The sequence below is a fragment of the Serratia sp. TSO36 genome, from assembly GCF_057808395.1.
Genome location: NZ_JBJZOU010000015.1, coordinates 420729 through 442878, shown reverse-complemented (window position 1 = coordinate 442878; position 22150 = coordinate 420729). Strand labels below are relative to the sequence as shown.

General features: G+C 59.6%; 20 protein-coding genes. 3 read left to right on the top strand and 17 right to left on the bottom strand.

The genetic code is table 11. The features are described from left to right. Positions 1-7: 7 nt before the first annotated feature. From tssM to ACK3CV_RS15525, 13 genes are all read right to left on the bottom strand, one after another. Complete coding sequence (tssM, locus tag ACK3CV_RS15585) at positions 8-3643, bottom strand: type VI secretion system membrane subunit TssM (RefSeq protein ID WP_489009870.1); 3636 nt, start codon at positions 3641-3643, stop codon at positions 8-10. Next, on the bottom strand, positions 3643-4845 hold the full coding sequence (locus ACK3CV_RS15580; protein WP_080353479.1) for a DotU family type VI secretion system protein: 1203 nt from the start codon (positions 4843-4845) through the stop codon (positions 3643-3645). Before ACK3CV_RS15580 ends, tssM begins: the two co-directional genes overlap by 1 nt. 21 nt (positions 4846-4866) lie before the next feature. Beyond that, on the bottom strand, positions 4867-6213 hold the full coding sequence (gene tssK, locus ACK3CV_RS15575) for a type VI secretion system baseplate subunit TssK (RefSeq protein WP_033638522.1): 1347 nt from the start codon (positions 6211-6213) through the stop codon (positions 4867-4869). A gap of 40 nt (positions 6214-6253) precedes the next feature. Then, a complete protein-coding gene (tssJ, locus tag ACK3CV_RS15570; RefSeq protein WP_048321733.1) occupies positions 6254-6784 on the bottom strand; it encodes a type VI secretion system lipoprotein TssJ in 531 nt (176 codons plus the stop codon). Between the two features lie 29 nt (positions 6785-6813). Beyond that, positions 6814-7314, bottom strand: a complete 501-nt coding sequence (tagV, locus tag ACK3CV_RS15565; protein WP_033648134.1) for a type VI secretion system accessory protein TagV — start codon at positions 7312-7314, stop codon at positions 6814-6816. A gap of 44 nt (positions 7315-7358) precedes the next feature. Further along, complete coding sequence (locus tag ACK3CV_RS15560; protein ID WP_004934933.1) at positions 7359-7751, bottom strand: DUF4150 domain-containing protein; 393 nt, start codon at positions 7749-7751, stop codon at positions 7359-7361. Between the two features lie 16 nt (positions 7752-7767). Next, entirely contained in the window at positions 7768-8403 is a 636-nt protein-coding gene (locus tag ACK3CV_RS15555; protein ID WP_033653621.1) for a DUF3540 domain-containing protein, read from the bottom strand. 30 nt (positions 8404-8433) lie between these two features. Next, on the bottom strand, positions 8434-9501 hold the full coding sequence (locus tag ACK3CV_RS15550; protein WP_164037595.1) for a pentapeptide repeat-containing protein: 1068 nt from the start codon (positions 9499-9501) through the stop codon (positions 8434-8436). Beyond that, complete coding sequence (locus ACK3CV_RS15545) at positions 9498-12050, bottom strand: DUF2169 family type VI secretion system accessory protein (RefSeq protein ID WP_164037592.1); 2553 nt, start codon at positions 12048-12050, stop codon at positions 9498-9500. Before ACK3CV_RS15545 ends, ACK3CV_RS15550 begins: the two co-directional genes overlap by 4 nt. 170 nt (positions 12051-12220) lie before the next feature. Then, positions 12221-12721, bottom strand: a complete 501-nt coding sequence (locus tag ACK3CV_RS15540) for a hypothetical protein (protein WP_049234712.1) — start codon at positions 12719-12721, stop codon at positions 12221-12223. Between the two features lie 101 nt (positions 12722-12822). Then, entirely contained in the window at positions 12823-13212 is a 390-nt protein-coding gene (locus tag ACK3CV_RS15535) for a DUF3592 domain-containing protein (protein WP_033647801.1), read from the bottom strand. 10 nt (positions 13213-13222) lie between these two features. After that, positions 13223-15562 (bottom strand): type VI secretion system Vgr family protein, encoded by a 2340-nt coding sequence (locus ACK3CV_RS15530; RefSeq protein ID WP_041035644.1) that lies wholly within the window; start codon positions 15560-15562, stop codon positions 13223-13225. Between the two features lie 512 nt (positions 15563-16074). Then, entirely contained in the window at positions 16075-17007 is a 933-nt protein-coding gene (locus ACK3CV_RS15525; protein ID WP_164037589.1) for a LysR family transcriptional regulator, read from the bottom strand. A gap of 97 nt (positions 17008-17104) precedes the next feature. Here ACK3CV_RS15525 and pcp point away from each other — a divergent pair, with 97 nt between their 5' ends. Then, a complete protein-coding gene (gene pcp, locus ACK3CV_RS15520; RefSeq protein ID WP_033638517.1) occupies positions 17105-17752 on the top strand; it encodes a pyroglutamyl-peptidase I in 648 nt (215 codons plus the stop codon). A gap of 34 nt (positions 17753-17786) precedes the next feature. Here the strand turns inward: pcp and ACK3CV_RS15515 are convergent, their stop codons facing one another. The 4 genes from ACK3CV_RS15515 to ACK3CV_RS15500 form a co-directional block, all read right to left on the bottom strand. Next, positions 17787-18821: an NADP-dependent oxidoreductase gene (locus ACK3CV_RS15515; protein WP_033635012.1), complete on the bottom strand. Its 1035-nt coding sequence runs from the start codon at positions 18819-18821 to the stop codon at positions 17787-17789. Between the two features lie 85 nt (positions 18822-18906). Beyond that, positions 18907-19326 (bottom strand): universal stress protein UspC, encoded by a 420-nt coding sequence (gene uspC, locus ACK3CV_RS15510; RefSeq protein ID WP_033635011.1) that lies wholly within the window; start codon positions 19324-19326, stop codon positions 18907-18909. 197 nt (positions 19327-19523) lie between these two features. Beyond that, the gene (gene ydgT, locus ACK3CV_RS15505) at positions 19524-19739 is read right to left on the bottom strand and encodes a transcription modulator YdgT (protein WP_033635010.1); all 216 of its coding nucleotides are present in this window, start codon (positions 19737-19739) and stop codon (positions 19524-19526) included. Between the two features lie 54 nt (positions 19740-19793). Continuing rightward, positions 19794-20156, bottom strand: coding sequence for a hypothetical protein (locus ACK3CV_RS15500; protein WP_047571540.1), 363 nt, complete (start codon positions 20154-20156; stop codon positions 19794-19796). 928 nt (positions 20157-21084) lie between these two features. Here ACK3CV_RS15500 and flhD point away from each other — a divergent pair. Together flhD and flhC are read left to right on the top strand one after the other, a co-directional pair. After that, entirely contained in the window at positions 21085-21435 is a 351-nt protein-coding gene (flhD, locus tag ACK3CV_RS15495) for a flagellar transcriptional regulator FlhD (protein ID WP_033647796.1), read from the top strand. After that, positions 21435-22019, top strand: a complete 585-nt coding sequence (gene flhC / locus ACK3CV_RS15490) for a flagellar transcriptional regulator FlhC (RefSeq protein ID WP_016927281.1) — start codon at positions 21435-21437, stop codon at positions 22017-22019. Before flhD ends, flhC begins: the two co-directional genes overlap by 1 nt. The last annotated feature ends 131 nt before the right edge of the window (positions 22020-22150 follow it).

Here is a 22150-nt window from a genome sequence, read left to right as displayed (position 1 = left end):
TTCGGGGCTACGGGCACGAGAAGGCCGGCAGTTGGAACGGATTGCGAATGCTGTTGGGCGTGAACTCCAGCGTGACGCGGTGGCCGTCAAGATTGAAGGTCGCCTGGCGGCCGAGGCCGCCGGTGCCCGAAGACTGCGCCATATCCACCAGGCGGTTCAGCGCCCACGGCCCGCTGGTCACCAGGCTGGCGGTGGTGCCGTTGGCCAGCGCCAGCTGCAGATGCACCTGGTTGGTATTGCGGGTGCCCGGCCAGCTGACCACCAGCGGTACCTGCGGGCCGTGGCTGTATTTGAACAACTGCCCGTCGATATCCAGCGTCAGGTTGAGGATGTCGTTATCCATCCGCACCGGCCGCACGGTCACGCGGTACGAGGGCGTCGCGGTACCGTTGGCGAAGAAGGCGTCGCGGATGCGCTGCGCCTGCTGGAACGAACGCAGGATGCCTTCGCCGCCGGGCAGCGTCTTGCCGTCCACGCCGGGGGTAAAGCGCCAGTTGGCGCGGGTGGTGTCGACCTTGCCCTGCAGGTTGTCGCGGAAGAAGCTGTCCATCAGCCCGCTGTTCGGCGCGAACATGCGCGCCAGATCGTCCGGCGTCACTTCCTGGCGCGCCCGTGCCACCAGCGGATAACGGCCGGCGATCGCCTGGCGGCAGAAACTGCCGACCTCGAAGCTGATGCGCTTTTTCACGTTCTCCATCTCTTTGCGCTGGGTGTCGCTGCTGGCGCCGATCGCCAGCGACAGCAGCATCTGTTTGAACGGCACCGGCAAGCGGCCGGATTCGGCCTGCAGACGCGGGATGATGTCGCTCGGTGGCGCCGACATGCCGCTGTTGGCCGCGCCCTGAACCGCCGTCAGATAGCTGTACAGCTCATCGACCTGCTTGAGCACGCTGTCGAAAGGGATCGCCTTATTGCCTTCGCCCTGGCTTTGCGCCAGCTCCAGCAGCGGCGCGAAATGCGCCATCACCAGCTGTTCCGGCTGGGCGGATACGTCGCCGTCGGCGTTGGCCGGCCGGTTGGTGAACAGCGCTTCCAGCGTGCGATTGGCGTTTTGATTCAGTCTGTCTTCGGTTTTGGCCAGCAACGAGCGGGAGTCGGCGTCGCTTTTCTCGTCGCGCAGGGTGACGTTTTTGCTGACGTTGACCAGCAGGTTACGCATCGGCGACGGGTTGCCGGACAACAGGCGCGCGCTGCTGATGCGCTGGGTCAGGTTGCCGATGTTGGCCAGCTGGATATCCCCCAGCAGCTCATCCCAGGCGCTGATGAAGTCCTGCATGTACAGCTGGCGGATGGTTTTGGTCAAATCAGCGCTCTTCTGCTCCGGCGTCTGGCTGTTCAACACCCAGACGTCTTCCTTGCGCAGGGTGTCGGTCACCGGATCGATGTTGTCGTTGAACGCTTTCCAATACCCCTGCGAGGTAAACAGGCCCGGCACGCCGTCGGTCACCGGTTTGCCGCTTTTGCGGCTGAACGCCAGCTCGGTCTGCGGGCCGGCCAAATCGACCAGGCTGACCGGCTTGATGTCGGTCTGCTTCAGCAGCAGGCGCTTGAGGCGGCCGTAGACGCGCTGCGACAGCGGCGCCCGGTTGATGGCGGCCTGCGCCTGCGCCACCAGCGGGTCGTCTTTGGCGTAAGGCGAGGCCTGGATCTGCGCATCCAGCAGCTGGCCCAAATGCCATTCGATCTGCTGCAGCTGTTTCTGGGTGCTGCCCTGCGGCAGGTTGCGCTGCAGGTTGAGCATCACCCAGGCGCGCAGGAATTTGCCGTCGTACTGCTTCGGCAGATACAGCATCTGGTAGGCTTTCAGTGCTTCGTAGCTGAAGTCCGCATCGCCGTGGTTGTCGTTGCGCAGCGTGGTGGCGATCTGTTGCGCCACCTGCGGCAGCAGCAGCTCTTTCAGCGCTTTTTGGTACAGCGCATTGCCGGCGTCGCTCACCTGATCGCCGCGGAACAGCCCCATGCGGTAGGTGAACGGCGGATCGTCCAGCGAAAAGTTTTGGCTGTCCGGCAGGTGCAGCAGGCTGTTGAGGAACGGCAGCAGCGAGAACATGTCGCCGTTGCCCAACTGCGTCAGGTTTTGCCCCTGGCGCTCGACGCCGGGCACCTTGGCGGCCACTTCTGCCAGATAGGCCTTGTTGTTGCCGTAGCTGGTGAACCAGAGCATCGCCAGCACCGCCAGGATCACCGCCAGCGCGATGTAACCCGCCCAGTGCAGGGCGCGGTTGCGGTATTCCCACCAGCGGTTGCTGCCCGCCAGCCCGGATTCCTGGAAGACCACCGATTCCAGCGTCTCTTTCAGGAAGAAGCTTTGGCCCTTGGCCGCCGGGATTGGCGCTTCCTGGCCCACGCTGTCCCAGGCCGCGTTGGCCTGCGCCCCTGAGTTTGCCGTCGGCAGCTGCAGATAGCGGTTCAGCTCGCCCATCACCCGGTCGAACGGCAGGCCTTCCTGGGTGCCGCTGGTGAAATAGATGCCGCGCGGGGTAAAGCGGGTTTCAAAACTGGAGGTGGCGAACACCTGCTCCAGGTATTGGCCGAGCAGCGGGCGCAGCGCGGCGAACTCCTGCGGGAACAGGTAGCTTTCGGCGCGCTGGCGCGCGTCGTGCTCCATCAGCAGCGTATCAGGCAGCGCCGCGTCCAGCCGCTGTTGCAGCAGGGCGTATTGCTGTTCGAAAGCGGCGTTCAGGTTGAAGTCCGGCAGCCGCGAGCGCTCGTAAGGGAAGGTGAACCCCCAGATCTGGTCGCGCTGTGCTTTGTCGAAGCTGCCGAAGTAGGCCATAAAGCCGTTGAGCAGGTCGGTTTTGGTGACCAGCACATAGACCGGGAAGTGAATGCCCAGCTGTTCGTGCAGTTCGATCAGGCGTTTGCGCAGCGCGCTGGCCTGGGCGGCGCGCGCTTCGGCGCTGTCGCTCAGCAGATCGGCGACGCTGATGGTCACCATCACGCCGTTGATCGGCTGACGGGTGCGGTATTTTTTCAGCAGCGCGACGAAGCTTTGCCACTCGCCGGCGTCTTCTTCGCGCTGGCTTTCCTGCGTGGTGTAGCGGCCGGCGGTGTCGAGCAGCACGGCGTCGTTGGTAAACCACCAGTCGCAGTTGCGGGTGCCGCCCACGCCGCGCAGCGCGGATTTGCCGAAGCGATCCGCCAGCGGGAAGTGCAGGCCGGAGTTGACCAGCGCGGTGGTCTTGCCGGCGCCGGGCGCGCCGATGATCACATACCACGGCAGCTGGTACAGGTACTGGCGGCTAAAGCGGGTCATCCAGCGGTGTTTGCCGTCGCCCTGGCCCGGTGTGAAGCGCGCCTTTTTCAGCAGCTGCGCCGCTTCGTCGAAGCGCTGCGCCAACTGATCGTCTTGTTTGACCTCGGGCTTGCCGTCTTCCGCCGGCACCGCTTCGGCGGCGAGCAGGTTGCTCAGCAGGCGGCTGTTGAACCAGGCGCTGTAGAGGCGCGGGATCAGGCGGCACAGGAACCAGATCAGGTAGATAACGCCGATGGCGATCTGGCGGTTGAGTTCCGGCTCCAGCGGGCGATAGTCGCCGATGGCCACCAGCGGGCCGATCATCCAGATGATGAACGCCAGCGCGGTAATGCCGACAAAGCCCCACAGCAGGCGGCTGGTGATGATGGAGAATAACGTACTGAGCATTACTTTCCGGTTCCTTGCGGCAAGCCGTTGATTTCCGCCTGGGTATTTTCCGGGGCGACCAACAGCGTAATTTCTACCCGGCGGTTCAACGCGCGGTTCACTTTGTTATCGTTCGGCGCGACGGGGTTGCTTTCGCCGCGGCCCTCAGCCTTGACCCGCTGCGGGTTGGCGAGGTGCTTTTGCAACCGGGCGCTGACCGCTTCGGCGCGCGCCAGCGACAGCTCCCAGTTGGAGGCGAAACGGGCGCTGCGGATCGGCACGTTGTCGCTGTAGCCGGTGACCAGGATTTTGCCGCTGACGCCGTTCATGGCGGCGGCGATGCGGTCGATAACCGGAATATAGTTGGCGCGCACCGTGGTGGCGGCGGAGTCGAACAGCCCGTCGCCTTTGAGGATCACCACGCTTTGCTGCGCTTCGTCGCGCACCACCACCAGCCCTTCGGCGATCTCTTTGCGCAGGAAGCTCTTCAGGCTCAGCGTCGGCGGTGCGGCCGGCGCCGGGTTACCGATCGCCACCTGCGGCAGATTGGTTTGGTAAATCGCCGCCAGCACCGGGCTGGTGTTGTCGCCCAGCCGCCAGTTGAGGACGATGAACAGCAGCGAAGCCAGGAAGCCGGTCAGCGCCACGCAGGCCCACAGCGGCACCAGCGGGCGCCACAGTTTCTGCTGTACCGGCAGATCCAGCGCATGGGGCGACAGCGGCGGGGCATAGCCGCCGCGCACCGACCGGATCAGCTGCAGCAGGCGCTGTTTCATGGTTTCCAGCTGCGAGCGGCCGTTTTCCATCACCCGGTAGCGGCCTTCAAAGCCCAGCAGCAGGCAATAATTGATCAGCTCCAGCAGGTTGATGTGCTCGCGCGGGCTTTGCGACAGCTTGGCCAGCAGCTGGAAGAATTTCTCGCCGCCCCAGGTTTCGTTATGGAAGGTCACCAGCAGCCCGCTGCCGGACCACACGCTGTTGCTGCCCCACGGGGTCAGCGCCGCCGCTTCATCCAGCGCGGTGCACAGGCAATAACGCGCGCCGATGATCACCTCGTACGGCAGATTGGCGCGTTGGCCGCGGATCTCGAAGCGGCGCATTTCGTCGATCAGCTGTTGGCGCAGCTGCGCCGGGTTGGCGTGCGTGGCCGACTGGCGGATCTGCGAAATGGCGTTCAGCAGCGGGTTGGCGGCGTCCACCAGCGGGTTGGCCGCCGGCGCCATGCTATTTTCCTGAGTCATAGGTTACCGGTCCGTATGGCTGCGAATCGCCCAAAATTCCATGTCCAGCCCCGGGAATTCGCCCGCCAGGTGCAGAGCGAAGGCGCTGGATTTTTCCATCTGTTTCCACAGGTCGCCGCCTTTTTCCAGTTCGAAGTAGGTGTAGCCGGCGTGATAGGGGATCTGGCGCGGCGCGGCGGGCATGGTGCGCAAACCGATGCCCGGCAGCTGCAGCTGCACCAAATCGCGGATGCGCGTGACCGGGGCGATCTTCATCTGCGCCGGGAAATGGGTCAGCAACACCTCGGCGGCCACGTCGGCGCGCACCGCCAGCACGAAGCCGAAGTCGCGCATCATTTTGGCGTCCTGCACGGTGGCGACGTTCAGCCCGTGGGAGCGTTCGACCAGCGTCAGCTGAATGGCGTTGTCTTCCAGCACCACCGACAGCCCCTGGCGCAGCAACAGCATCAGCTTGCCGAAGCACAGCGCCAGGTTGTCGTGGTCATACACCGGCAGACGGCCTTCCGGGGTGCGCTGCGCCGAGAAGCTGGCGAGCTCGGTGGCGAACTGCAGCCAATCGGCGAACAGGCGCTCCGGGTGCAGATGGTCGAGGTGGTAGGCGTGGCTCACCTGGCCGAGGTGGCGGTTGATCAGCTGCAGCAGCATGAAATCGACCATTTCGGAACTGCCGCCGCGGCCCGGCTGCAGCAGGCGCTGGCTCATCTGCTGGCTGCGCTGTTGCAGCAGGCCCTGCAGATCGTTGATGAAGGTTTTCAGTACCGGGTTGCCCTGGCAGTTCAGCATCGGCGGGATCTGCGCGGTATCGAGGCGCAGGCTGTTGTCGCCGCGTTTTTCCAGCACGCGGGTCACGCCGAGCGCCGTCCATTCGGCGTTGAGCTCGCTCTCCAGCATCAGCCGCAGGCGCAGGCGGCCGAACTGCAGCGCCGCGCTGCCCACCGAGACGGCGTTGAGATCGTCGACTTCGTTCTCGTAAGCCAGATAGCGCGCCAGCGCCTCCGGGCTTTCCTGAAAGATCACGTCTTCACGCCCCGCGCGGTAGGTCGGCAGGGCCAGCACTACGTTTTCACCGGTCTTGTTTTCGGCGATGGTCAGCGGCGCGGGCGCCTGCTGGGCGCCGGCGAAGCGAAACGGCGTGCCATCCGGCATGATGCCGCTGGCGGCGTTGAGGGCAATCTTGCCCTGGCGCAGCAGCGTTTGGTCCAGATCCAGGGTGAGGAAACCCCAGAAACAGCCGCTGTGGGCCTGGCCCCAGTTGCGCATATAGCCTTCGAGATAGTTTTCCGCCTGCTGGAAATGGTGGGGGCGCAAAAACATCCCCTCAGTCCAGACAACCTTATGAGCATCTTTCATCATCACACCTATAGTTACTTCGCTTCAGCGCAGCGGTAGGTCAGTCGACCTTTTTTACGGGGCGCAGGCCACTCACGCCCGCGACGATATGCGCTTCCAGCTCATCCGGCGAGAATTGCCATACCTTGTAGAAATTGGTTTCGGTGGGTTCCGGCAGCGGCAGTGAAAGGCGCCAGGTTTTGCCGTCCAGATTTTGATATTCGGCGATCACGCCGATGTAGCGCGCATCCAACGCGCTTTGCCCACCGAGTTTTTTGCCGGTCTGGCCCGGCGTCAGGAAGAACTGATCGCTGTCCAGCAGGCTGTTGCCGAGCACGCTTTTGGCGTCGTTTTGCAGACTGAAGAAGTCGGCATCCATGAATTCCGCATCCGAACGCAGCAGCAGCACGCGAATTTTTATCGGCGCCGGTTGCGCGCCGGCGGCGGCGTTGACCTGGCGATCGGCATCGAACACCAGGCTGTAACGCGACGGCACGCTTTTGGCGGAAGACATGCAGCCGCCGAGCGCCAGTGCGCCCAGCAGTAGAAAAAGCATCCCGCACCAGCGGGAAGCGATAGGGGTCGTCATCATGGGAATCTCGTCGCCCGCAGGCGTGCTGACTACTGGAGGATCCAGGTGGCTGAGCCGGCGTTTTTACACGCCTTGCTGTCGCCGCCGACTTTGACGCAGTCCTGTTTGGCGGCGCGCGCGCGGCGCGGCAGATCTTTGCGCAGCGTCGATTTGTAGCGCGCTTCCGGTACGCCGGCGTTGGCCTGGATGTAACCCACCAGGTCGCCGCCCCGGATGGCGGAGATCGCCAGCCAGTTGTTTTCCACTTCGCCCAGCGCGTAGAACGCGGCGGCGTTGTCCAGGCTGCCGACGGCGGTGCCGGTATAATTCGGGCTGCTCATGATGCTGGCGGCGTACAGGCTGCGGTACTCCTCACCGATCGGCTTGAACTGTTTCGGCGCGCTCACCGCGGCGCGGTGCTTTAGCGTGACGCCGTTGACCTCACTGCTGACGATGGCGTCGTTATTGAGCGCCGGCGGCGGTGGCGGCGGCGTGGAACAACCGGCAAGCGTCAGGGCGGTCAGCAGCGTCAGGGTAATCCGTGTTTTCACAATGTCCTCTTCTTGTTTAATGGCTGTGTAATAGGGCGCCGTCATCAGGGCGCAAGCAGCAACACTTTTAATTGGCTCGGCACGATGCGCATGCCGAGCGCGTTGGTGGAATTTTGCAGGCTGAGGCTGGTCAGCCGGGTGGCAGGGGTGCCTTTGAGCAGCACGGTAAAGGCGCCGGTCAGGTGGCGGGACGGCCCCATCACCGTCCCGGAAGCGACGCCGGTGGCCACGCCGGGGTTGTCGCCGTTGGTCAGCGGCGTCACCGTCGCCATGTTGTGCGCCGGGGTGCCGACGAACAGAATGTTGAACGCGTTCGGAATGGCGGTCGGCGCCAGGGCGATATCCGGGTAGGGCACGGGTACCGGCGCCGGGCTTGGCGTCAGACAGACGTCGGGAAACGCCAGGTCCACGCCGATCATTTGGCTGTTGGCAAACATAAAAGGCCTCCGCAGGTTATCCGACGTGGATTTGTTCCGAATCCAGCTTGGTGATGTCTTTTGAAGTAATGAGCGTGTTGCGGGCATGAATGCGGGCGTAATCTTCCGCCTGGTAATCCAGTTGCCCGGCGCGCACGTGCTCGGTCTGGCGCACTTTGCGGAACAGCGAATGGCTGATCTGGCTGACCGAATGCCACAGCGACTCGCAGCGTTTGCCGACCAGGCGGCTGATGCTGACGAAGGCCGACAGCTCTTCGCCGCTGTATTTCATCTTGTCGACCTGGCAGTCGCCGCTGTTGGCCTGCAGCGTCATGGCGTCGCCGCTCAGTTTCAGCGCCTGCGCGCCGTGCAGCGACAGCGAGCCGCTCGGCGTTTCAATGTGCAGATCGCCTGCAACGCTCAGCCGCGCCGCGCTTTGCGGTTCCGCGCGCTCAAGGACGGCGATCGCCCACAGCTGGTGGCCGCAGCCGGCGACCAGCACGTTATCGCCGAGTGCTGGCGTCAGCAGGCAGCTCGCCGCCCGGCGGCAATGCCAGCCGCGGCCTTCGCACTCCACCACCAGACTGCCGTCCGGCAATAGGTTGACGACCTGGCCGGCGGCCTGCTGGGGCGGTGCGATGTTGACGGCGCGGGTTGTGTTGGCAACGCTCATGGTGATCCCCTCGTGAAGTGGTCAATGCATTCAGATTCGGCTCTGGCGCTGTGCGCTCCAGGTTTCGGCGGCGTACAGCTCTTCGTCGCGCTCGAGAATTCCGCTGCGATCGCCCCAGCGCGTTTGCTGCTGATGGGCGCGGTGCATGCGGGTGCGCATAAAGCGCGCACGGCGGAAATCGGCGGCGCCGATGTCGGCATAACAGAAGTCGGCGTAGGTCAGGTCGCTGTCGCTGAAATCACAGCGCGCCGCGCGGCTGTGCTGGAATACGCATTGATACAGGCGCGTCTGGCTGAAGTTGGCGGCGTCCAACGTCGCTTCGCTGAAGATCGCCTGATCGAACTGCCCGCTGCGGCACTGCGCGTGGGTCAGATTGGCCTCCAGCCACAGTGACTGCTGCGCCTGCACGCCCGCCAGGTTGGCGCGCCGCAGCGAAGCGCCCTTGAAGTTGCTTTGACGCAGCGTCGCCTGGCTGAAATCGACGTCGTCCAGTTGGTTATCGGTAAACTGGCAGGCGATCAGGCGCTGCCCGGCGTAACTTTTGCCGCGGTGGTCACATTCGAAAAACGTGACGCGGTCGAAATCTGCCCCTTCAAACCTTGTGTCACGGAGATTTAATCGGAAGAACGTGACAAGAGATAACCGCGCCTGATTCAACGCAGCGCCGTCGAGCGGGCTTTCGTAAAAGGTGGTGCGATCGTGCTGAGTGGCGGAAAAATTCGCGCCGGCCAATTGGCATGACATCCAGTGGCTTTGGTTGAGCGCCAGCCGGCTGAAGTCGCCCTGTTCAAGCCGGCAGTCGTTGAACATCGTCAGTTCGATATGGCTCTCGCTGAAGCGGCCGCCCGACATGGCGCACTGGTTGAAGGCCGTTTGCTTCAGGTTCGCCCGTGCAAATTGCGCCTGTTCGAGCCGGCAATTGCTGAAGACGCTGTCGCGCAGATCGCAATCGGAGAAGTTCACGCCGTTCAGGTTCAGTTCGTTGAACATGCCGCCGGCCAAATCCATACCGGCGAATGACAGGCCGTGCAAATCCTCACCGGCAATCAGCTCGCCGCGTTTCACGCGCTGGCGTATTTGCTCTGGCTTTGAGGTCATACTTCCTTCCCGTTGTGGCGAGGCAATGTTTTCACCCTGGCGGTATAGGCGCCCTCGAGCCGGGTCGCCTGATCCACTTGCGACTGCGACAGGTCGGCCCGGAACAGATTGGCGCCCTGCAGGTCGGCGCCTGACAGCACGCATTTTTGCAGGATCGCCGCAATGAAGTTGGCGTCGCGCAGGTTGGCGCGAGACAGATCGCTGCGAATGAACAGGCTGCCGCTGCCGTTGGCCTGACGGAAATCAGCCTCGTTCAGCCGGGTTTCCGACAGGTCGCAATTATTGAGACGCGCACGGCTGAAATTGGCCCGCTGCAACGGCATTTGGCGCAAATTGCACTGGTTTAGCGTCGCGTCGCTGAAATCTGCCTGCGGCAGCAGCGTCTTTGCCGCGAAGGCGCAGGCCGTGAGGCGTGCGGCGCGGAAACTGAGGCTTTGCGTCTCGGTATCAACCCAGGCGCAGCTTTCCAGCCGCGCCCGATCGAAGTTCACCGCCTGCAAGCGGCATTTGACGAAGCTGACTTTGTCGAGCCGGGCGTGGCTGAATGTCAGCTGCTCCAGTTGCAACTCCATCAGCGTAATGTTGGCCAGCGTGGCGCGGCTGAAATCACACTGCCCGAGCAAGGTTTCGTATCCCAGCAAATCGCGTAATGAGGCCATCGTGAAATCGCAGCGTTGAAACAACGTTTGCTGAATGTTGGTTTCGTGCAGCTGCGCGCCGCCGAAATCCGTCGCTTCGCATTTCGCCAGGGCCAAAGAGGCGTGGCTCAGATCGGCCTGCTGCAAGACGGCGCCGCTGAGATCGGCGCGCGCCAGCATCGCCTCGCGAAGGTCGCAACCCACCAGTTGGGTTTGGCGCAGATTGGCGTTTTCCAGCAAAGCGCCGCGCAAGTTAGCCTGGCAGAGATCCATGCCGGACAGATCGGCGCCGGTGAGATCAAGACCGCTGAGATCCTTATCGCGCAGCATGGCGGCGGTGACGCGTTGGCGAATGATTTGCGCCAGATCGCCGCTTAAACGCAGCGCAGGGCTTTGCGCCTGTGCCGACATTAAATACATTTGGTGCAGCGCGCGCTCGCTTTCCCCCAGCTGTTTTTCGCTGAACGCGTCGGGATGCCGGCGCGCCTCCTGGAACAGCAGATCGCGCTGCTGCTGGTAGCTTTCCGCACCGGATGGCGGCACGTGATCCCCACCGGGATTGCGCGGATCGATACCCTCGGCTTGCGCCAGCTTGAGCATGTCCTGATACTGCGCCTCGGCCTGGCTTTCCAGACGCTCGACGAATTCGGCGAGTTGGTCCAGCTTCGGCGGCGCGTCTTGCGACGGCAGCGGGAACAGTTCATCGATGTCCTGGCCTTCACGCAGCAGGCGCTGGCGGTGCTCTTCGCGCTGCCGGTGCTCGTAGGCGGCGATATTTTCCGCCATCGGGCTTTGCTGCGTCGGCGTTTCCGTATCCAGCCAGGCGCCGATGCACGCTTCCGGCAACAACTCTTGCTCACGAAACGCGTGCAGAGCCCCCCGTTCCTTATCCAGCCGCTGGGTCAACACCTGCCGATAATGCGCGGTGGAGCGGGGCTCGCCTTCGGTTTCCAAAGCCGGCATCAGCTGCATTACGTCGGCGGCATCGTCTTCATTGATGCGTGTGCTGCCCTGATAAATCAGCAGCATCTGTTCCCGATGGGGGAAGAACCAGACGGTGGTGTGGCGCATCGCGATTTCTTCGAAATGCGTTTCGTCGCCGCGCAGCCGGTTGATGAAACAGCGTGTGCGCCACGGCGGCAAATGACCTTGCTGCACCGGTTCTGAAGGGTGCATGTTCCAAATTCGATAGGCGGCGCGGGGCGGCAAGCTGTCGCGTTGAGGAAACTGCTGATCGCTTTCCGCCATGTTGAACAGGCGCCAGTCGATATCGTTGGCGAAGCCGGGAAAGCCGTTTTTCAACCAGTCGGCGTCGTAGTTTTTACCGATGCGGGAGAAGCGGCGCGGCCAGGTGATATCCAACGCGTCAAAGCTTGCCGGTTGCGCGCTTTGCCGAGGAGACGCGAGGCGCCCCTGCAGCGGTTCAACATTGGGTAGGCGATGGATGCGGCCCTGCGGAAATGTTTCTGGAGTGGCGCCGATGCCGTGCGGATTATCGGCGAACTGGGTGCCGCCGTAAGCCCGGCGCCAGTCCAGACGCATTTCTGCAAAAGGGAGGGGAGTGGAGGGACGATCGTTGATCCAATGGCGATCGCCGAAAACCACCAGCGTTTTTTCCAGCGAATCCAGCTGGATCTTTACGGCGCAAGCGGTTTTGTCTTGTTGATGGTGGGTGTAGGCGTTACCGGTGGCGAGAAACTCCGCGCAGGCTTTGGGGATAGCCAAATCGAGCACGCCGCCGCTCAGCGTGAGTTCTTCAGCGGCCAACTGCCACAGCTCCGGTTCGGGGCGCAGGCGCGGGGAAGCCCCCATATCGGCCAAGGCCAAAACGGAAACGCCCAGATGGTTTTGCCCTTGCCAAGAGAAGGGGCGATGAAGCGCGCTGAGGCGCAGAGGTTTTACGACTTTCATTGTGTGTGTAAAGCTTCCTGTGGATATCAGCTGGCAGCCAGGCTGCTGCTCAAAAACAATCCGTTTTTCGGTTTAATAGATATCAGGCTATGTCACAACAGATGAAGAAAACGATGCGGCGTTCAGCGCCGATCGTTAATGCGGGGAGGGCCCCGCTTCGAAAGGGATGATCAAGAGGACAGTGCGCCGTCCTTCCCGTTTATTCCGCGAGCCAACAGCACGGCGGCGACGGACAATGCCGCGGCGATCGCCTTGGCGATAAATTGGCCGGCGCTCTCCAGGTGATAGGGGGCAAAAAATTCGACGTCGGCGGTGCCCAGAATCAGCAGCGCGGCGAGCGCCGCAAAACAGGGCAGCTCTATCGCCAGTGCCAGTCTGCCGGTGGGCGCCGCACCCAGGTAACCCATCAAAAAACCGGGCAAAATCAGGAACCCGATCAATTCTGCGGGGGCATTCACCGCAGACATCACCTGCTGGTTGTATTTCAGCAGCGCCAGCATCAGCGCGACAAAGATCAGCAACCGCGCAGGCAACGCGGCCGCTCGGCTGGCCGACAAAAGGGTTTTGCCGATCGCGGCGAGCAAGACGCAGCCAACCAGGATGCCAAAGAAGGTAAACAGGATTTGTCCCCAGAGGCTGTCCTGCGTCGAAAAGGCAATGAACGCGCCCATCGTGACACTTCCTTATGCAAGGTGAGTTAGCGAACCGATGAACGATAAGCCGTTGGCAGAGCGTTGCAATCGGATCGCGTGATTGAAAGGAGCCTTTTCGCTCAAAGCCGGGAAAGCTCTTCGATCACCGCTTTTTTGGGGTTCTTCGGATCGTACTTGATCGCGGTGAAATGGCCCGGCTGATAACGCGGCAGATCCACGACGCTAATTGGGCCTTTCGCCACGGCCGTATGGTTTTTTCCGTCTTGGGCGATGTATTTGACTTCGACTTCGCAGACCGGCCGATTCCCGTCCCACAGGTTGGTCTGGCGAATGCTGACGATTTGCCCGGAGGCGGAAATACCGTTCTCCATCACGCTGAGGGAAGAACCGATATGTTTGAAATAACCCCAGATATCGACCGTGATGAATTTGAAAAAACCCACCAGGCTGAGGATAGGAGCCAATAAAATCAACCCGATAACGGTGAGAACATTTTTGGCCTTCGACATGGGAGTCCCTTTATAAAAAGATCGCCAGCGCCTTGGTGCTCAACCGTAAGGCGCCGTTGGTCACCAGCGCGCCAAGCTGAGTGAACGTCATGGGATCGTTACTGAGCTTGAAATTGGTTTTGCTGATCGCCAGCGGATTGTGCGAGATATCCAGCATCGTGTGTTTCAGGCTGGCTCCTGTCAACGCAAGATTGGAGCCGTAGAAGGCGAAGTTGGCTCCGGTCGCCACCCATTTCCAACCGTGGCAGTTATCTTTCCAGCTCGGTGTCTGCACCGACACGCCGTCCGCGCTGGTGATGTTGATCGTTTTCGCTTTGATGGTCAGCGTACCGGTGATCGTCGTGCTCTGATCGTTTTTGTAGGTCTCGGTGACATTCCCGGTGACGGTAGCGGTTTGGCCGCCGCCTTTAACCGTCAATTCCTGCCCGCCGGCGGTGATGGTGGTGTGCTGCCCGCCGGAGGTGATGTTGACCGTTTGCCCTTGCTTGATGGTGCTGGTTTGTTGCCCTTCGGTAATGTCGAGGGTCTGATTGCCCTTCACCGTGACGTGTTGGGCCTGCGTAATGTTTTGCGTCTGCGCGCCGTCAAGCTTAAAGGACTGATTGCCGGTGATGTCGATTTTATCGCCGCCGTCGATAATCGTCAGGTCGCGGCCGCCTTTGATGTTCACCGTCTGGTGGGCGTTCAGGTTGGCGGTTTCCAGCCCATCGACGGTGGTGGTGCGTTTCGCTTTGTACAGGAACGTGGCGTCGCCGGTGACGGTGTCGTCCTGCTTGCGGCCGATGGTGGTGGTGCGGCTGCCGTCAATATTGACGTTCTTGTCGTTTTCCACCGTCATGTTCATGTTGCGTTCGGCGTGCATGTCGAAAGATTCGTTGCCGGGCGAGTCTTCCAGGAACAGGAAGCTGGCGTTGTCGGCGCCGCCGCCTTTGCTGCGGCTCATAAAGCCCATTTTGGTGGCGTCGCCGGGCAGATCCCACGGCGGCATGCTGTCTTCGTTGTAAACGCGGCCGGTGATGATAGGGCGATCCGGATCGCCGTTGATAAAGTCGACCACCACTTCTTCGCCCACGCGCGGGATCTGGATCCCGCCGTATTTCCAGCCGGCCCAGGCGCTGGAGACGCGCACCCAGCAGGAACTGGTTTCATTGCCGCTGCCGTGGCGATCCCAACGGAATTTGAGTTTCACCCGGCCATACTTATCGGTCCAGATGCTTTCGCCTTCCGGCCCCACCACTTCGGCAGTTTGCGGGCCGTGGGTTTTCGGCCAGGGCGTGATGCGCGCCGGGCGCCAATTGATGTCCGCCGGAACGACCTGAAATTCGGTACGCTGCTCGCCGACGTCGTTATCATTGCTGGCGTAGCTGTTTTCCTGCATGAAGTAATGCGCGCTGACCACCAGGTAGGCGCGGTTGTCCTCCATACGCGGCGCCTGGATCAGTTGAAAACGGTAGCCGGGCGCAATGCCCTGCGAACTGCCTTCGCCGCTCATCTGCTCGTGCTGCGCTTCGAACTCCTGCTGGCGAACCTTGACGTAAAACTGGCCGTGGGCGTGATCGGTATAACGCCCGGGCCAGTCGAACACCTCGGCTTTGTCCTGCGCGAACGAGGCGGGATTCTGCCGCGCCTCCAGCAACCGCGCGCGCGGCTTGCGAAAATCGTAGTCATCCAGGCTATACAGGCTGGGCGTGATGGCGTCCGAAACGCTCCAGCTGTTGATGCTGTCTTTGTTTTCCACCAGGCCGCCTTCCGCGAGCTGATAGGGAATGCTGGCGTAGCCGGCGAGTTCCTGATGCGCCGACGGCGCGTCAGCCAGCACCAGCGTATGGCCGTCTTGCTGGTGCGTGAAATAGTAATAGATGCCTTCGTGCTCCATCAGGCGACTGATGAAATCGAAATCGCTCTCCTGGTACTGCACGCAGTACCCCCAGATGCGGTAGTCGTAACTCAGGCGGTTATCGATTTTCACCTGATACTGCCCCAGCACCTGAGTCAGGATGTCGGGAACGGTCTTTTCCTGGTAGATGCGAAAATCGCGGTTTTGCGTCAGATACCACAGCGTGGGGCGCAGCACGGCGCGGTAGATATAGTAACGGTTGCCGCCGGCTTCCCTTCCGGAGAGGGTCATGCGCGTGATATTGCCGTTGAGATAGCGCGGCGCCAGCGGATTGCCCCGCAGCTCCAACGTGATTTTTTGTCCCAGCAGCGCTTTCAGATCGAGCCGATTGTCGGGGCTGAGCAGCTCGACGTCGAACTCGAACAATCCGGCCAGTTTTTCCTCACCGGAAAGGCTTCTGAACAACAGCTGGTGGGAGGGCAAAGGCGTGTGCGCAATGATAAGGCGATCCATACTATTCCCCGCTTTAGGCATAGCTACCGCACGAGAATTGACGCGCGATCCCGATGGCGTATCTGTCACGAATGGAGACAGGAACTGACGAAAGATTTAACAAAGTTTACACAAAGGCACGATTTGTGCAGTCTACAATAGAGCTCTGCATTTGCAAAATAGCCTTGTGGATCAATGCTCAATTCGTTAACTTGCTCACGATCTTGGTTTTAATCATCTAAAACATATACATGCGAGCAGATCATTTTTTATCTCAAATTATTGGATAATTGGTAATACCAAAAAATAAATCTGTAACACTTAAGTCAACGTGTTTATAAAACAACTCTTTTTTTACGTAAAAAAAGTCACTGACTGTTTTTTATCCTTACCATTTGCCAGTTAAAGATGATCAAATATATAAATTTGGCGAATGTTAATTCGGATGATTCCTATTTGGCAGACCTCTCAGAGCCCACCGGCGAGCCCTGGAACATGCGTTCGAACGGTTGAAAATGCAGCGAATGTCGTCGTTAACGTAGGGAGGGGGCGAAGGAGAGTTGGACTATCAGCTCACAGAGCCAGATTAACGCCGGGTCGCGTTGCGCCTGCCTGCCGGCGATTAGCTCAATGGGGAAAGGCGCGATGGCCAACTCGTCGGGCAGCGGGAGAATGCGTACGCGTTGTGGATCGGAAAAATGCCGGGCCGCGCTGGCGGCCAGGGTGGCGATCAGATCGCTGTCGGCGACCACAGCCGGCAGAGCGGCAATATGTGAAAAGGTTACGGCGACGCGCCGTTGACCGCCGATTTCCGCCAGGCGCCGGTCGACCAATCCCCTGGCAGAGCCGTCGTCTGCCGGTGCGTACAGCCCATGCGGCAGGCTGAGGTAGCGTGCCAGATCCCAGCGGCCATCCGCCAACTGTGGGTGTGAACGGCTGGCGATACACACCAGATGTTCTTCAAACAACGTGCGCACATAGTGGCTTTCCGCTCCGGCAAGGTGCCCTCCCAGCGCGATATCCACCTCGCCGCGATCCAGTTGCTGGTAAATATTGTGGCGATCCAGGCGCGAAACGCGAATATCGATGCCGGGTGCTGTCTGACGTAACCGACTGATGATAGCGGGCAGCAGCAGGATATCGGCATAGTCGCCGGCCGCCAGCGTAAAGCGCCGTTGCCCGGCGGTGGCCGGATCGAAACGGGCAGGGGGCGCCAACGCCAGATGGATCTGTTCAAGCACCTGCTGTATCTGCGGCATAAGCTGATGGGCGCGTGGTGTAGGCGCCATGCCGCCGCCGCTGCGAACAAACAGCGGATCGTTCAGCAGCGTGCGCAGCCGTGCCAAGGCATTGCTGACGGAGGGCTGGGCGCGGTTAAGACGCCGGCCTGCGGCGGTGACATTGCGCGTCTGATATAACGCCTCGAACACCACCAGCAAGTTGAGATCGACGTTGGCCAAATTCATTTTATGAATACTCTATATACAGATAATCCATTTCCAGAATCATACTGCGTTCTCTAGGCTGGAAGTACACGAATTTAGCCTTCAATCAGGGGAAATGATGAACAAAGTCTTGATCACCGGCATTGAGCCGTTCGATGGCGATGCGGTGAATCCTTCCTGGCAGATTGCGCAGGCGTTGGCCGGTGAACATATTGCCGGCGCGGAGATCGCGGCGCTCGAGCTGCCTTGCGTGTTGGGCGAGGCTAATCAGCAATTGATCGCGGCGATTGAGGCGCTGCAGCCGCTGGCGGTGATTTGTCTGGGCCTGGCCGGCGGCCGGGCCGAGATATCGCTGGAACGGGTGGCCATCAATCTGATCGATGCCCGCATTCCCGACAATGCCGGTAAACAGCCGGTCGATATACCGGTGGTGGCCGGCGGGCCGGTGGGGTATTTCAGCACGTTGCCGGTCAAGGCCGCAGTGCAGCAGCTGCGCCGACAGGGGATCCCGGCGGCGGTCTCTTATACGGCAGGTACCTATAACTGCAACCATATTTTTTACGGTCTGCGGCACTATCTCGAGACGCAGCACGCGAGGGTCAGGGGCGGATTCGTGCATGTCCCGTACAGCCATGCACTGGCGGCGGCGCATCCGGGCAAGCCGAGTATGGCGCTGGCGACGATGGTGGAAGCGGTGCGCACTATCGTGCAGGTGACGCTGACGGTAGAGGAGGATGTGCGATTCGGCGACGGTGCCGTGCATTAAAAGCAGGGCGTGGTGTACCACGCCCTGTTACCGGTTACTCGTCGGCGACGCGGATCACCAGCTTGCCGAAGTTCTTGCCCTGCAGCAGGCCGATAAACGCCTGCGGCGCCTGCTCCAGCCCGTCGACGATGTCCTCGCGGAACTTGATTTTCCCCTCCTCGACCCAACTGCTCATTTGTTGCAAGAACTCGTCAAAGCGTGAGCCGTAGTCGTCGAAGATGATAAAGCCCTGCATACGGATGCGTTTGCGCAGGATCAGCCCCTCCAGCAGCGGCAAGCGGTCCGGCCCCGCAGGCAACCCGGTGGCATTGTAATGGGCGATGATGCCGCACACCGGAATGCGCGCTTTGGTGTTCAACAGCGGCAGTACGGCGTCGAACACCGCCCCGCCGACGTTTTCGTAATAGATGTCGATGCCTTTAGGGCAGGCGGCCGCCAGCTGTTCGGCAAAGTCAGGGGCGCGGTGATCGATGCAGGCGTCGAAACCCAACTCTTCCACCACATAGCGGCATTTTTCCGCCCCGCCGGCGACGCCGACGACGCGGCAGCCTTTCAGCTTACCGATTTGGCCGACCACCGAACCGACCGCACCGCTGGCGGCGGCCACCACCAGCGTTTCCCCCGCCTGCGGTTGGCCGATGTCGAGCAGCCCCATGTAAGCGGTAAATCCCGGCATGCCCAGCACGCCCAGCAGGCGGGAAGGATGCGGCAGGTGCGGGCCGAGGTTGCGCAGGCCGCTGCCGTCAGACAGGGCGTAATCCTGCCAGCCGTCATAACCCAACACCCAATCGCCGACGTTGAAATCGGGATGCTGTGAAGCCGCTACGCGCGATACCGTGCCGCCCACCATCACCTGACCGATCTCCACCGGCGGCGCGTAGGAGGGGGCATCGCTCATGCGCCCGCGCATATAAGGATCCAGCGACAGATAAACGGTGCGCAGCACCAGCTGTCCGGCGCCGGGCTGCGGTGCGGGGACGGTATCGAGACGGAAGTTGGCCGCCGTCGGTTCACCGTGCGGACGCGAGGCCAGCAGGAAGCGGCGGTTCTGTTGAGAAGAAGGGGACATCGAAAGCTCCTTTGCGTTGCGACAAACAAGATGCGTTAAGCCTAGTCCAGGGGCGGCAAGGCAACGTTACCGAATGTGCTTAGCCTTAGAGCGGAACGATCAGCACGTCGATATGGCTGATATTGATAAAGCGGGCGGCGGAACAGGAGACCTTATTCATCATGCCGTCGCGATGATTGCCGCAGATCAGCAGGTCGAACGGCTGACGGCGGCTGGCGTATTCCAGGCTGTCACCCAGCTCGCCGTGCACGATCAGCGCATCGGCGATCGGGTAGCCGGCGCGTTGACGCAGTTCCTCCATAAACAGCCGGGTTTCCTCCTCCATCAACGAGCGCAAATCCCCCAGCATCGGCCCGGCGAAATTATTGTACATTTCCGGGTTGGCGAGGGTGCTTAACAAGGTGATACTGCCGCCGTAAGGGCGGACGATGGAGACGGCTTTTTCCACCAGGCGGTGGCTGTCAGGGGCAACGGCGACGGTGACCAGAACGTTTTGATACCCCATATCCCACTCCTTGTTGTATCCATCGCATTTCAGGCTGCCGCATCGGCGGCCTTGGCGGAGGTACTGCGTCGGATAAAGGGTAGAGCCTGGCGGGGGGAATAAATGTGTTTCGCATCACGCGCGGCAATAAAAGCCGAATTTACCCCGGTTATATAGCAATAAAAGATAAAACCGTTGCCGCACGTAATTTCACTGAATTAAAGCACCTGCGCCCACAGCGTTTTCGGCACCTTGCCCAGATCGAACAATTTACCGGCAACCAGCTCGGCGCGACGGTGGTCGGCGGCGCGGTACATGTTGCTCATTTCTTTATCATTTTCAATGGAGTAGTTCAGTTTGTCGTACACCTTCTCCAGGCTGTCCAAAGAGGAGCATTTACGGAATGTCAGCAGATATTCGAGCGTATCGGTCATGATTAAAATATAGCCTGTTAATAGTTAAAGCCGGGTGAATAACACATCGGCGGCTCACGGCGACGCCGTCGAGGCAGCGATGTACGACCTGACAAAAATCATTTCAAGTAGATAAATTGCACCGGGTAATGATGTCACGCCGCACGTAGCGGCGCTTTGATAAATCATAATATGCCAGTGCGCCGTCAGCAATCTCATCCTGCTGATAAACGGATAAATAGGGAAAGTCTCAGGGCGGCTGACGGCCGACGCGTCGTCGTTCTTGCCGTGCACAAGCTCGCGGCGCCGCGCCAGGCCATCTTTTGCGGTGATTTTTTCACCGTCCGTGGTGCCGCTGCGGCATTGGGCGGTGTTTGTCGTCGTCGCTTGCGCTGAAAAGCCGTTTTTCTCGATGGGGAAATATGAAGAGTAAAACAAAACTGCGTTTTATTTTATGACAATGAAGTGATGAAAACGTAAGCCATGTAAATAATCTCTGGGGGAGAGAGAATTATCACGGCGACAGAAAAAGAAATAAAAGGCATTAAAGTTTTATGGATTGCTGCCGATATGTCGTTTTGGGGAACTCTAATGTAGAAAAAGCATTCTTGCATCGCGCTAATACGGAAACATATCGTTACGTCTGTTAGCTTGTTCACTACGCCTGCGAATCATTGATAAGCCATAATCACCTGATGCGGAAAATTAGAACAGCTTCAGGCTGAGGGCTTAAGTCAAATCCGATAGCTAATAACCTTATAGTTTACGCAGGTTATTTTTCAGCTTGGATATTTTTTAGTAACTCAAATGGTTATTTATACTGAGTTTGTCGCCTATATGCAGATTTTTTGTTCTGTTATTTTGGTTTGGTGATGCTTTTGTTCGAATTGATCTAAAAAAGATAATTTTTTGGCGGATAAACATTGTTTTTAAGACGTTTTTTTACCTATGGCTGTTTTGTGAACAAAATGGCGGTTAATAAGTGAGCGTATTTGGGTGTATTTGGCTTAATTATTTTTTATTTTTGTGATCTATGTCACATTGTATTTAAAATTGCCTCTCACTTACATTGTGTGTGCTAATGGTTCGGGGGTAGAGTTGCGCTGCTTTAGGAATAATCTTATTAAATTTGTAAAAATAGTTTCATGGTGACTAAACACTATCGAAGCAGAATGCTGTACATCCATACACGTTGGTTTACGCTCGTAGCAAATACTGAACAGTGTCAAATTTAGCGATTGTTGAAAATTATAGCAGTCGTTTTTGAGAGATTAATTTGCCAGCTTTGGGAAACAACCCAGGTCACGGGCGATAAAATTTATCACCCAGCGTATGTTTTTAAACATAGTCTGTCGGGATGGGGAATATGGGTACGTCTGAATTACTTAAGCATATTTATGACATCAATCTGTCATATTTACTTTTAGCACAGCGTTTGATCAACGATGAAAAAGCCTCCGCGATGTTCCGTCTTGGTATTGATGAAGCCATGGCCGATGCGCTGGCGCAGCTGACTTTGCCGCAAATGGTGAAACTGGCCGAGACCAACCAGCTGGTTTGCCACTTCCGCTTTAACGAAAGCCAGACCATCGAACGCCTGACCAAAGAGTCGCGCGTCGACGATCTGCAACAAATCCATACCGGCATTTTGCTATCAAGCCATTTACTGCAAGAGCTATCGAGTAAAGACGCTAGCCCGACGAAGAAAAGAGCCTGATGATGGTTGAGAAAAGTATCGTTCAAGAAGCCAAGGACATTCAGCTCGCCATGGAGCTGATTTCGCTGGGAGCCCGATTGCAAATGCTGGAGAGCGAAACCCAGCTTAGCCGCGGGCGCTTGATTAAACTTTACAAGGAGTTACGCGGCAGCCCGCCGCCAAAAGGAATGTTACCGTTCTCAACCGACTGGTTTATGACCTGGGAACAAAATATTCACTCGTCGATGTTTTACAACGCCTACCTGTTTCTGATGAAAAGCGGGCAGTGCAGCGGAGTGGAGGCGGTGATCAAAGCCTATCGCCTCTACCTGGAGCAGTGTCCTCAGCAGGCCGGCGAGGCGCCGTTGCTGGCGCTGACCCGTGCCTGGACGCTGGTGCGTTTCGTCGACAGCGGCATGCTGCAGCTCTCTGCCTGCAGCTGCTGCGGCGGCGCATTTATCACCCACGCGCACCAGCCGCTGAACGGTTTCATCTGCAGTTTATGCCAACCCCCATCCCGCGCCGTAAAAAGACGTAAACTTTCGCCGCAACTGGCCGATATTATTCCTCAACTGCTGGACGAGCAGGTCAAACGCGCCATTTGAGCCGCCACATTGCCGGCTCTCGGCAATGAATACCGACGTGTGATACGCAGGGGCGGCATGCCGCCCCCAGACACGCAGCCTGGTCTGTCGCGCCAGGGCGCGTTTGCCCCACCTTCCATCCACTTTGTTAA